General features: G+C 71.9%; 14 protein-coding genes. 4 read left to right on the top strand and 10 right to left on the bottom strand.

Annotation, left to right across the window (positions count from 1 at the left end):
* Positions 1-38: 38 nt before the first annotated feature.
* Positions 39-863 (bottom strand): class I SAM-dependent methyltransferase, encoded by an 825-nt coding sequence (locus FB388_RS17780; protein ID WP_142102336.1) that lies wholly within the window; start codon positions 861-863, stop codon positions 39-41.
* Positions 864-921: 58 nt separating this feature from the next.
* Here FB388_RS17780 and FB388_RS17785 point away from each other — a divergent pair, with 58 nt between their 5' ends.
* On the top strand, positions 922-1,692 hold the full coding sequence (locus FB388_RS17785) for an SDR family oxidoreductase (RefSeq protein ID WP_142102338.1): 771 nt from the start codon (positions 922-924) through the stop codon (positions 1,690-1,692).
* Between the two features lie 4 nt (positions 1,693-1,696).
* Here FB388_RS17785 and FB388_RS17790 read toward each other — a convergent pair whose 3' ends face one another.
* Positions 1,697-2,095: a hypothetical protein gene (locus tag FB388_RS17790; RefSeq protein ID WP_142102340.1), complete on the bottom strand. Its 399-nt coding sequence runs from the start codon at positions 2,093-2,095 to the stop codon at positions 1,697-1,699.
* A 110-nt stretch (positions 2,096-2,205) separates the two neighbouring features.
* On the bottom strand, positions 2,206-3,201 hold the full coding sequence (locus tag FB388_RS17795) for a cation diffusion facilitator family transporter (RefSeq protein ID WP_142102342.1): 996 nt from the start codon (positions 3,199-3,201) through the stop codon (positions 2,206-2,208).
* Positions 3,202-3,301: 100 nt separating this feature from the next.
* Here FB388_RS17795 and FB388_RS17800 point away from each other — a divergent pair, with 100 nt between their 5' ends.
* Complete coding sequence (locus FB388_RS17800; RefSeq protein WP_142102344.1) at positions 3,302-3,886, top strand: hypothetical protein; 585 nt, start codon at positions 3,302-3,304, stop codon at positions 3,884-3,886.
* A gap of 12 nt (positions 3,887-3,898) precedes the next feature.
* Here the strand turns inward: FB388_RS17800 and mftD are convergent, their stop codons facing one another.
* A complete protein-coding gene (mftD, locus tag FB388_RS17805) occupies positions 3,899-5,089 on the bottom strand; it encodes a pre-mycofactocin synthase MftD (protein WP_142102346.1) in 1,191 nt (396 codons plus the stop codon).
* 63 nt (positions 5,090-5,152) lie between these two features.
* On the opposite strand from mftD, the gene mftR reads away from it, so the two are divergent.
* Positions 5,153-5,863: a mycofactocin system transcriptional regulator gene (gene mftR, locus FB388_RS17810; protein WP_142102348.1), complete on the top strand. Its 711-nt coding sequence runs from the start codon at positions 5,153-5,155 to the stop codon at positions 5,861-5,863.
* On the opposite strand, the gene FB388_RS17815 is transcribed toward mftR, so the two are convergent.
* From FB388_RS17815 to FB388_RS17840, 6 genes are all read right to left on the bottom strand, one after another.
* On the bottom strand, positions 5,787-7,016 hold the full coding sequence (locus FB388_RS17815; protein WP_142102351.1) for a styrene monooxygenase/indole monooxygenase family protein: 1,230 nt from the start codon (positions 7,014-7,016) through the stop codon (positions 5,787-5,789). The genes mftR and FB388_RS17815 overlap by 77 nt on opposite strands.
* Positions 7,017-7,028: 12 nt before the next feature.
* Positions 7,029-7,637, bottom strand: a complete 609-nt coding sequence (locus FB388_RS17820; RefSeq protein WP_246122128.1) for a GTP-binding protein — start codon at positions 7,635-7,637, stop codon at positions 7,029-7,031.
* Between the two features lie 13 nt (positions 7,638-7,650).
* On the bottom strand, positions 7,651-7,992 hold the full coding sequence (locus tag FB388_RS17825; protein WP_142102355.1) for a DUF742 domain-containing protein: 342 nt from the start codon (positions 7,990-7,992) through the stop codon (positions 7,651-7,653).
* A 53-nt stretch (positions 7,993-8,045) separates the two neighbouring features.
* On the bottom strand, positions 8,046-8,486 hold the full coding sequence (locus FB388_RS17830; protein ID WP_142102357.1) for a roadblock/LC7 domain-containing protein: 441 nt from the start codon (positions 8,484-8,486) through the stop codon (positions 8,046-8,048).
* Positions 8,483-9,775 (bottom strand): sensor histidine kinase, encoded by a 1,293-nt coding sequence (locus FB388_RS17835; RefSeq protein WP_142102359.1) that lies wholly within the window; start codon positions 9,773-9,775, stop codon positions 8,483-8,485. Before FB388_RS17835 ends, FB388_RS17830 begins: the two co-directional genes overlap by 4 nt.
* A 199-nt stretch (positions 9,776-9,974) precedes the next feature.
* A complete protein-coding gene (locus tag FB388_RS17840) occupies positions 9,975-10,553 on the bottom strand; it encodes a TetR/AcrR family transcriptional regulator (RefSeq protein ID WP_142102361.1) in 579 nt (192 codons plus the stop codon).
* A 123-nt stretch (positions 10,554-10,676) separates the two neighbouring features.
* Here FB388_RS17840 and FB388_RS17845 point away from each other — a divergent pair.
* Positions 10,677-10,922: alpha/beta fold hydrolase (locus FB388_RS17845; RefSeq protein WP_142102363.1), on the top strand; the 246-nt coding region annotated here is incomplete at its 3' end.

The following is a 10,922-nucleotide window of genomic DNA, read 5'->3' on the forward strand; positions in this document are numbered from 1 at the left end:
GATACTGCGTTGTCAGACAAGCTCCGCGCAACGTGTGCTCAGCGATTCGGGACCGGCAGCCGGGTGGTCCCGACCCCGATCAGGGTGGTGGCGTCGAGCTCCGTCACGCCCTCCGCGCGGAGGGACTCTAGGTAGCGCTCGCGAACCACGTCGACGACGTCGGGGTCGAGGTTCGCGAGAGCGCCCCGATAGCCGGAGCCGGTGATCACCAGCCACGCCACGTCGGGGGTCATGGTCAGCCGCAGCTCGTGGACCGCGACGTCCACCTCGGCAAGGCCACGCTCGGCCAGCCAGGTGGCGTAGGCGGCTGCCTGGTTGATCCGGTCGATCAGATGGGGCTCGCGCTCCGCGGGGGGCGCCGCGCTGGTGGCCGCAGCTACCGCACGACCGAGGTGCCGGCCGGCGGCCGCCATCGCGTCACCGCGCCAGATCGTGAACACGACCCGGCCGCCGGGGCGGGCCAGCCCGATCAACCGTTCGGTGTCGGCCGTCATGTCGGGGAAGAAGAAGATGCCGAGCGCGGACTGGACCACGTCGTAGCCGCCGGCATCCCAGGTGGTCACATCGGCCCGATGAGCACGCAGCTGTGGGAGGTCGGCCGACAACCTCCGCAGTTCGTCGATCATCGGACCCGACAGGTCAACGGCGTCGACCACCCCGTCCGGTCCGACCAGGCGCGCTGCGGGAATCGCCGAAGCCCCGGTGCCGCAGCAGGCATCCAGGACGCGTTCACCGGGACGAAGGCCGGCCGCCGCTGCGGTCGCCGCACCGATGGGTCCCCACAGGTGGCGCCCGAGCGCGGTGAAGTCGGCTGCGGCGGCGTCGAAGGCGCGCCGGGTTCCTTCCTGCGGGGCAGCTGCCATTCGGTGATAGTAATCGTTGTCAATAACGTGGCGATGCTTCCCCGGCCATACTCCGCACATGGATGGTGATCGAGAACGTGGCCCGTTCGACCTGACGGGCCGGACGGCCGTCGTCACCGGCGGCGGCCGGGGACTCGGCAGGGGGATCACGCTCGCGCTGCTCGCAGCGGGTGCAGACGTCGTCTCGCTTGGCCGCTCGCCACTGCCCGCCGACCTCGCCGACACCGCCACCGCGCTCGGCAGACGGGTCACCGCCCACGCCCTGGACCTCGCCGACTCCGCCGCGATCACCGCGACCGCACGGGAGGTGCTCGCCGAGCACCGGGTCGACATCCTCGTCAACAACGCGGGCGTGCAGGACCGGTATCCGGCCGCCGAGTTCCCGCTCGACGCGTGGGACCACGTGCTCGAGGTCAACCTGCGGGCGGTCTTCCAGCTCTGCCAGCTCTTCGGCGGCCCCATGCTCGAACGCGGCGCCGGTGCCGTCGTGAACGTGGCGTCGCTGCTGTCGTTCCAGGGCGGCATCACGGTGCCGGCCTACGCGGCCAGCAAGGGCGGCGTGGCCCAGCTGACGAAGGCGCTCTGCAACGAGTGGGCCGGGCGCGGCGTCAACGTCAACGCGGTGGCCCCCGGCTACATGGACACCGAGCTGAACACCGCGCTCCTCGCCGACCCCGTCCGGCGCGAGCAGATCTCGACGCGCATCCCCGCCGGGCGCTGGGGCACACCGCAGGACGTCGGCAACGTCGTGGTGTTCCTCGCCTCCCCCGCCGCCGCGTACGTGCACGGGCAGGTGCTGGCGGTCGACGGCGGGTGGCTCGCGCGGTGACCGGTCAGGCCGGCGGATCGAGGGCGATGCCGGCGTCCTCCAGGGCCGCCTCGGTGAGCAGACGGGCGAGGGCGCGGTCGCTCCCGGTTGCCGTGGCGAGTGGCGCGTCGACGTCGACCATCGCGCAGACCTCGAGCAACGTGTCGTCGTAGGCGCCGAGCAGGGCCACGGTCCGCACCTTGGTGGGCGGGCGGCAGTCGAGCAGTTGGCGGCGCAGCCTGCGCAGGTTCGCGACCAGGGCTTCCAGGCACTGGCCCGGCCGTGGACCGGTGCGCCGCCTGCGCTCCCAGAACGACGTGACGGCGGCGGGCAGGACCCGCACGGCGAGCCAGACGGTGAGGGTCGGGGCGACCGCGATGGCGGTGTAGAGGAGCAGCCCCAGCACGACCGGACGGTCACCCACCTCGGACCTCCACTTCGAGGTATCGAATCGATTCGATAGAGGGACCGTACGCCGGTCGGCTGCCCGGGACAAGGTCGGATAGCGCCCGCCGGGGTGCTGCTGCCGAGCCGCTAGGTCCCGCCCAGGCGGTCGGCGGCACCCTGGCCGTAGCGCTCCAGCACCCGGTGCCGCATGACCGGGTCGGTGCGGGGCACGGGTTCGAGGAACACCTCGCGCAGGTCCGGGAACCGTTCGTGCAGCTCGGCGTCGATCGCGACGCACGCGCGCTCCAGCTGCGCGACGCCGATCGCGTCGGCGAAGTCGAGCCGGGCGCACAACAGCACCTGGTCGGTGCCGATGGTCATGGTGAGCAGGTCGACGACCTGGTCGACCTCCGGCCGTGCGGCGAGCGCGTCGCGCAGCGCGAGGACGGTGGCCCGGTCGGCCTGGCGTCCGACGAGCAGACCCATGTTGGTGCGCCCGAGGATGTAGGCGACGCCCGTGAGGAGCAGGCCCACCAGGAGCGAGGCGAGGCCGTCCCAGAACGAGGAGCCCGTGAGCTGGTGCAGCCCGACCCCGCCGAAGGCCAGCAGCAACCCGGCGAGCGCCGCGCTGTCCTCGTAGAAGACGCTGCGCACCGTCGGGTCGTCGGTGGCCCGCAGCCAGCGCAGCGGCGTGGTGGACTCGGCGGCGGCCGCGGCGCGCACCTGCCGCACCGCCTGCAGCCACGAGATGCCCTCCAGCACGAACGACACGGCGAGCACCGCGTAGGCGACCCACGCGAGCGTCTGCTCGACCTCCTCGCCGAGGATCGTGCGGACGCCCTCGATGATCGCGAACACCGCGCCGGAGACGAAGATGCTGACCGCGGCGATCAGCGCCCAGAAGAACCGCTCCTTGCCGTAGCCGAACGGGTGCTGCCGGTCCGGCTTGCGCGACGAGCGCCGCAACGCGGTGAGCAGCAGCAGCTCGGTGGCCGTGTCGGCGATGCTGTGCGCCGCCTCGGCGAACATGGCCGCCGACCCCGTGAAGAACCCCGCCACGAGCTTGAGCACGGCGATCGTCGCGTTGGCGGCGGTGGCCACCAGTACCGTGAGCGTGCTCTCCCCGGACTCCTCCTTCGCCACCGGGCGAGGCTAGACGCCCGGACGTCGGTCGCGCCGGTCCACGTGGCGGGATCGCCCGATCCGGGTGCATTCCGGCCCGGAACCGGGGTAGCCGCACCACGTGCTGGAGATGTCGATCTACCACAAGGCGAGCGCGGAGTCGGTCGACTCGATCTTCACGGACGGGCTGCGGTGCAGCCGCCGCGGGCCGGGTCACGACGAGCCACGGGTCCGGCGGACCAACGACGTCCTCGACGACCTGCGTCCCGACCACCTGCGCCTGCAAGGGCTCGACCGGAACGCGTGCACGTACTGCTACCTGGTGGTGGACGGCCTGGTGTTCGACGTCGAGTCCGGGCGACTGGTTCCCGAGCGGGACTGGCTCACCCGGGTGGGCGGGGCGAGCGGCGCCGTCGCGCTGCGGCTGGCCGTCGACCCCGCCGTCGGGTACGTGAGTGACCTCGAGGTGTACGACGAGCTGGCCGCCCGCATCGACGATGCCTCGGACCGCACCGTGCACAAGCTCGCCCAGCGGTACTGGGAACGGGTGGTCGCGCTCCCCGACCTGTGCCGGCACTACCGGCGCAGCCACCACGCCCTGGTCCGCCGCGCCGAGGCGCCGGCGGGGCTGCCGTCGCGGCTGGAGCGCGTGGAGGTGCTGCTCACCGCGGACGTACCGCCCGACCGCATCGCGCCCGCGTCCTGACGAGCGGAAGGGTCAGGTGGACGCCCTGCCCCGGGGCAGCACGGCATCGCTGAAACCGGCGGGGACGATGACGTCGTCGCGCCCCAGCTCCGCCACCGAACTGCGGCCCAGCCCGAGCAGGGCCGAGTCGATGCCGCCGCGCAGGATGTCGAGGACGTTCTCCACGCCCGCCTGCCCAGCGGCGGCGAGACCCCAGAGGTAGGCACGGCCGATCAGGACGGCGCGGGCGCCGAGGGCGAGGGCCTTCACCACGTCGCTGCCGCGGCGGATGCCGCCGTCGAAGAGGACCTCCACCTGGTCGCCGACGGCCTCGGCGATGCCCGGGAGCGCCCGGATCGAGGCGGGCGTGCCGTCGAGGTTGTTGCCGCCGTGGTTGGACACGGAGATGGCACTGACCCCGGCGTCGACGGCGCGCTTGGCCTCGTCCACCCGGAACACACCCTTGAGCAGGAACGGGCCGTCCCACCGTTCACGCAGCCAGCGCACGTCCTCCCAGCTGGGAGGCGGAGTCTGCATCCACTCGCCGTAAGCGCCGAAGAACGTGGTCGGCGGCTGCCCTGGTACGGACATGTTCGGCACGGTGAGGTCCGGGAGCTGCCGGCGACGCGCCCAGTCGAGGAGCCAGCGGGGGTGGGTGATCCCCTCCGGGGCGAAGCGGAGCATCTCCCGCAGCGACAGCCGCTCCGGGATGACCGGGCTCCCCCAGTCGCGGCCGTGGGAGAACGACCAGTCGGAGGTGAGGATCAGCCCGACCGCGCCGGCCGCGCGGGCCCGCTCGACCCGTTGCGCGATGACGTCGCGGCTGCCGCACCAGTAGATCTGGAAGAGCGTCTGCGGGTTGGCGGCGACGACCTCTTCGAGGGGCTTGCTCGCGAAGGAGGACAGGCCCATCGCGGTGCCGCGCGCCGCGGCCGCACGGGCCACGGCGACCTCCCCGTCCGGGTGCACCGCCTGCACACCGGTCGGCGAGATCAGGACCGGCAGCGACACCTGCTGCCCCAGCACGGTGGTGCCCAGCTCACGTGTGGCGGAGGACCCGGCGGTGCGGGGCGCGAAGCCCAGCTCGTCGAAGGCGGCCTGGTTGTCGCGCACGGTGAGGCCCTTCTCCGAGCCGGCCACCAGCGCGCCGTACACCGAAGGCGGGAGCCGCTTGCGCGCGCGCCGCTGCGCCTCGGCCACCGTCTCGAACCAGGCACCACCCATGATCAGCCTCTCACCGGACTTTCGACATGACGTGACGAATTAGCGGGACGATAGCGTCGCACCGTGACGGGAACAAGACCTGCGCGCCGCGGCCGCCCGCGGGGCACGAGCACGCGTGAGCTCGAGCTGATCGCGCTGCGCCTGTTCGCCGAGCAGGGCTTCCACGAGACCACGATCGAGCAGATCGCCGCCGCGGCGGGCGTGAGCACCCGTACCTTCTTCCGCTACTTCGACGCCAAGGCCAGCGTGCTGTGGCAGACGTTCGACAGCGAGGTCGAGGCGATCCGCACCGCCCTCGCCGACGCGCCCGACGACCTCCCGGTGATGGAGGCCGTCCGCCACGCCGTTCTCGCCGCCAACCACTACCGGGCCGCCGACGTGCCCGAGCTGCGGATGCGCATGACCCTCGTCGGCACCGTGCCCGAGATCGCCGCGAGCGCCACCGTGCGCTACGACGCGTGGGAGCGGGCGATCAGCGAGTTCGTCGCCCGGCGGGTCGGGCAGCCGGCCGAATCGCTGTTCCCGCACGTCGTCGGCCGCGCCACGCTCGCCGCGTGCCGAGCGGCCTACGAGCGGTGGGCGGCCCGCGCGGACGCCGACCTGACCGTCTACCTGGACGCCGCGCTGCGCGCACTCGCAGGCGGCTTCCGCGAGCCGCTCGCCGAGCCGGACTCCCGCCGGGAAATTGAGATCGTGGCTACGACACGCTGGCCAGGTACTGCTGGCACTTCTCCGGCTCGAAGAACCAGTCCGCGAGATCGGAAGGATCGTTGAAGCCGCCCGCGAACCGGTCGGCCACCGCCTGGTTCGTCTGTGCCACACCCAGCACCGCCTGCACGTGCTCGGGCGGGTCGAGCATGGTGTTCGTGAACTTCGTGACCCACTGCGCGTGCGTCCAGTACGCCTCGAACGTCTGCTGCATCCACTCCCGGTCGAACGGCTCGTTCCCGCGCGCGAGGATGCCCTCCAGGTAGTACTGCGCGCACCGGCACGCGTTGTTGGCGCCCTGCCCGGTGACCGGGTCGTTGGCCACCACGACGTCGGCCATGCCCAGCACGATGTGCCCCGACGGCAGCTCGCCGACCGGGCGGCGCACCATCGGTGTGTAGCCGCCGACGAGCGTGCCGCGTGCGTCGGTGAGCTTCGCGTCGCGGTACCGCTCGTACTCCCACGGGAGGTACGTCTCGAGCAGGCGCAGGTGCCGCTGCCACTGCTCTTCGGGCCCCGGCCGGTCGGAGAACGCGTCGAACGGCCCACCGGGGATGCCCGAGAGGTAGAAGATCTCGCACTCGCCGGTCACCGTGTAACCAGGGATGTTGATGTTCTCCCCGACGCCCGCCACGATGTTCACCCACACGTCGACGGAGCCCTCGGGCCGCTCAGGCCGCTTCGGCACCCGGTCCACGTAGGACACCGAGAGCGCACGGGCCGGCCTGGTGTGCACCGACCGCTCGTCGTCGCGGTCGAACAACTGCACCAGCTCGCCCTTGCCCGCGGCGACGACCGTCAGGTCGTACATCCCCGCGAGTGCGTTCAGGTCGGCCGTCGTGACGCCGTGGATGACCACCCTGCCGCCGCGCTGCTCGAACAGCTCGAGCCACGTCGCCATCTTGACGCGCTGGTCGATCGACTGTGCGGGACCCGGCCACTCGCCGAGCCAGTTGAGCGCCCGCTCTCCCCGCTCGACGCTGAGCGAGAGCCCCTGGTGCGTCATCGCGGGCGCCACGTCGTCCCACAGGTTCAACCCGTGCGAGCGTTCGATCGACAACGCCTTGTCGAACATGCACTGCGTCGACATGACCCGGCCGCCCCGGATCTCCTCGGCCGTGCGCGCCGACATCATCGTGATGTCGTACCCGTGCTGCTGCAGAGTCAGCGCGAGCTGCAGCCCCGACTGCCCGGAGCCCACGATCAAGATCTTGCGCATCTCCCCGTCCCCTCAGGCATGTGCGCGCACCTTCCCCGGCTGCGAGAGCTCCCCGAGCGACATCACGTGCGTGACGAGCCGCCGCAACGTCTCGACCGTCGACCCCCGCTCCCGGGCGTCGCAGGTGATCAGCGGGACGTCGGCGGGAAGCGCGAGTGCGTCGCGCACCTCGCCGAGGTCGTGGTGCAGCTCCCCGTGGAACCTGTTGACCGCCACGACGAACGGCAGGTCCGAGTCGTTCTCGAAGTAGTTGAGCGCGGCGAACGACTGGTCCAGCCTGCGGGTGTCGACGAGCACCACGGCCCCGAGGGCACCCCGCGTGAGGTCGTCCCAGAGGAACCAGAACCGCGGCTGCCCCGGGGTGCCGAACAGGTAGAGCAGCAGGTCGGGGTGCAGCGTGATGCGGCCGAAGTCCATCGCCACCGTGGTGGTCGACTTGCCGGCGTCGACGGGCTCGTCGACACCGGTGCCCGCCTCGGTCATCCACGCCTCGGTGTTGAGCGGCGGGACCTCCGACACCGAACCGACGAACGTCGTCTTGCCGACGCCGAACCCCCCGGCAACGACGATCTTCGCCGAGACCGTGAGCAACCCGTCGGGCTCGCCACCCTCCTCCGCCATCACGGCCTGCGGCCTAGATCCGTAGCTGCTCGAGCCCATCGAGGATCCTCCCGAGCATCTCGCGGTCGTGGTGGTAGGCGTGCGCGGTGGGGTGGACGTAGATCGCGCCCTGCGCCGCGAGGTCGCTGACCAGGACCCGAACCACGCCGAGCGGCATCGAGAGCGCCACCGACAGTTCGGCGATCGACACGCGCGTGCGGGCCCGCTCGTAGAGCGCGCGCGACTCGGGCATCAGCGAGTCGGGCAAGCCCGGGTCGTACCGCGGCACCGAGACCAGCGCCTCGACCAGCAGCTCACGGCGGGGACGGGTCCGGCCGCCGGTCAGCGCGTAGGGCCGGATCCGTTTGCTGCGCATCTTCCGGTTCCCCCTGGGCTCTCCCGACACGGGCGTCACCTCCCGAGGGCCCGTCACGCGGGTGCCCGCCGCGCGGAGAGCACCCGGCGGAGGTCGGCGCGGACCTCGGGGGTCAGCGCGTGACCCGTGTTGCGCACGAACTGGGTCATCTCGTAGGCCACGACCTTCATGTCGCAGTCCGGGCCGGTCAGCACCGCGAGGCCGGCACCGGAGCCGATGCCCATGAACAGGAACCAGCCGTACGTCATGCGGATCATGATCTGCTCGCACGTGCCCTTGTCGAACAGCGCGGCGCTGTTGCGGGCGAGGCTCAGCAACCCGCTCGCGATCGCGGCGAGCTGCTCGGCGTCGTCGCGCGCGACGGTGCGCGACGCGGTCAGCGGGAACCCGTCGGACGACATGATCAGTGCGTGCGTGACACCGTGCACGCGCCCGACGAAGTCGTTCAGGAGCCACCCGAAGTCCCGGGGCGATCGCCGGCCCTCGGTCGTCACTTCGGATCTCCGTCCGCGCCGTCACCCTCGTCCGGTCCCGCGCCCGTTGCGGCGTCCGCGGCGAGTGCGCTCTGCTCCCCGTCGGCGAAGTCGCCGAGGTCGGCCAGGAACTTGTCGTGGCCGTCGGGGTCGGCCGGTGTCTCGTCGCTGCCCGCGGGTTCTGCGACCTCGGCGGTGTCCTTGATGCTGCGCGGCACGCGGCGCGGCAGCCCGCTCGCCGTGGTGCCGCTGATCGCCGGGGCAGGCGGCCTGGGTGGGGGTGCGGGCCGGGACGGCTGTGGGCTCCGGCGAGGCAGCTCGGAGGGCTCGGCGGTCGGCTCGGTGATCGGCTGGACGGTCGGCGCGGCTGCGTGGGGACCACCGCCGGTGGCCGGCACCGGGACGGCATCGCGCGGCTCCGGTGCCGGGCGCCGCTGCTGCTTGCCGTTGACGGGAACGGTGTGGGTGCCCGTCCACGCCTCCTCCGGCAGCTCCGTCACGAGCGACGGCGGGACGAGCACGGTGGCGGTGGTGCCGTTCGGGAGCCTGCGGTGCAGCGACACCCGCAGGTCGTGCCGCTCGGCGAGCCGTCCGACCACCGCGAGGCCCATGTGTCGCACGGCGTCGTCGTCGAGCTGGAGCGCCCGGGAGAGCCGGCGGTTGAGCTCGGCGAGGCGGTCGGCGGGGAGCCCGATGCCGCCGTCCTCGATCCGGATCAGCACGCTGCCCTCCTCGGTGAGGTGGGCGCTGACCCGGACCTGCTCGTTCGGCGGCGAGTGGCTGGCGGCGTTGTCGAGGAGCTCCGTGAGCACCCGGGAGAGGTCGTCGGCGGCGAAGCCCACCACGCCCAGCGGCACCATCCGGCCGATCCCGATCCGGGCGTACTGGTCGATCGAGGACATCGCACCGCGCACGGTGTCGAGGATCGAGATGGTGTCGCCACCGCTCTCGCCTGCGTCGCGGTCGGCGAGCACACGCAGGTTCTCGGCGTTGCGACGCAGCCGCGCGGCCAGGTGGTCGAGCCGGTACAGCTGGCCCAGCCGCGTGCTGTCCTCCTCCTTGCGCTCCAGCTCCTCGAGCTCGGCGAGCAGGGTGTCGATCAGGTTGAGATCACGCAGCGCGATGCTCGCGCAGACGTCGACGAGCGACTCGTTCCGGGCGGCCTCGGCCCACGCGCTCGGCGCGGCTTCGATGATCTTCGGCGTGGGATGTCGGGGTGGGTCCAGCAGGTGCGCCGCGACCACGCGCGAGCGGTCGAGCAGTACACGTGATCGATCGAAGATCTCACGAGCGCGCGCCCGCGTCGCCATGCGGTTCACCTCTGACTTTCGGTGACGGTCAGTTCCGGGTGGGTCACTCTCCCGGGACCGCGGGCTATGCAAGCAGAGTCGGGCGGGCTTGTCGACTGCACCGTCCAGGCCACCAGGATGGCCTGCATGGACCAGTGGCGCGTTCGCCCAGCTCCGTCGGGCGCGCCCGCCGGGCGATCACGTTCGGTGGGTCGCGATGTCACGCGAATGGGTGCGCCCGACCCCCGAGCAGCATCTGAGGGAGCTCGGCGATCGCGCGACGGAACGCCGTGGGGTCGTCGCGGAGACGGGCCAGCACCAAGCTGCCCTCCACCCGGACGAACGCCTCCTCCGCGGCGACGCGCGCATCGGCCGCCGTGGCGCCACCCCGTTCGGCGGCCGCGGCCATCGCGTCGATCCATCCGGCGGTGAGCTCCGCGGCGATCGCGCGGATCGACTCCGGGGCGCCCGAGAGCGAGAGCGTGTCGAGCATGCAGGGCAGCAGACCGTCGGCGTAGATGGCGGAGAGCCGCCGTGCGGACTCGACGACGCCGACGGTGACGTCGGGGTCGTCCGTCATGGGTTCGAGCGCGTTCGTGAAGACGCCCTTCGCCCACTCCATGACGGCTTCGGCCATCTGCACCTTGCCGCCCGGGAAGCGGTGGTAGAGGCTGGCGCGCTGCAGCCCGGCCCCCTCGGCGAGCGCACCGAGGGAGGCACCCTCGAACCCCGCGACGCGGAACACCTCCGCGAGGCGGTGGAACAGCTCGTCGTCGGAAACGGACTGGGGGCGAGGCATGGGGCGACGTTACCGAACGAACGGTAAAGCTGCAGAGTCGCCTCCGTCACGTTGTATTACCGATCGTTCGGTAATAGCTTCATCTCCGTCAGCACCAGCAACCAGCGGGAAGGGTTTCCGGCCATGTCGCACATCACCGTCGGACACGAGAACACCGTCGAGATCAACCTGCACTACACCGACCGGGGCACGGGCCAGCCGGTCGTCCTGATCCACGGCTACCCGCTCGACGGGGCGTCGTGGGAGAAGCAGGAGGACCGGCTGCTCGACGCGGGCTACCGCGTCATCACCTACGACCGCCGCGGGTTCGGCGCCTCCAGCAAGCCGGCGGGCGGCTACGACTACGACACCTTCGCCGACGACCTCGAC

Origin of the sequence: Pseudonocardia cypriaca, from assembly GCF_006717045.1 — a bacterium.
Taxonomy (GTDB): Bacteria; Actinomycetota; Actinomycetes; order Mycobacteriales; family Pseudonocardiaceae; genus Pseudonocardia; species Pseudonocardia cypriaca.

Coding starts and splice junctions, on each gene's coding strand:
- FB388_RS17835 (WP_142102359.1), bottom strand. CDS start 9,775: ATGGCGACGCGGGCGCGCGCTCGTGAGATCTTCGATCGATCACGTGTA.
- FB388_RS17840 (WP_142102361.1), bottom strand. CDS start 10,553: ATGCCTCGCCCCCAGTCCGTTTCCGACGACGAGCTGTTCCACCGCCTC.
- mftD (WP_142102346.1), bottom strand. CDS start 5,089: ATGGGTGGTGCCTGGTTCGAGACGGTGGCCGAGGCGCAGCGGCGCGCG.
- FB388_RS17815 (WP_142102351.1), bottom strand. CDS start 7,016: ATGCGCAAGATCTTGATCGTGGGCTCCGGGCAGTCGGGGCTGCAGCTC.
- FB388_RS17820 (WP_246122128.1), bottom strand. CDS start 7,637: ATGGCGGAGGAGGGTGGCGAGCCCGACGGGTTGCTCACGGTCTCGGCG.
- FB388_RS17825 (WP_142102355.1), bottom strand. CDS start 7,992: ATGCGCAGCAAACGGATCCGGCCCTACGCGCTGACCGGCGGCCGGACC.
- FB388_RS17780 (WP_142102336.1), bottom strand. CDS start 863: ATGGCAGCTGCCCCGCAGGAAGGAACCCGGCGCGCCTTCGACGCCGCC.
- FB388_RS17785 (WP_142102338.1), top strand. CDS start 922: ATGGATGGTGATCGAGAACGTGGCCCGTTCGACCTGACGGGCCGGACG.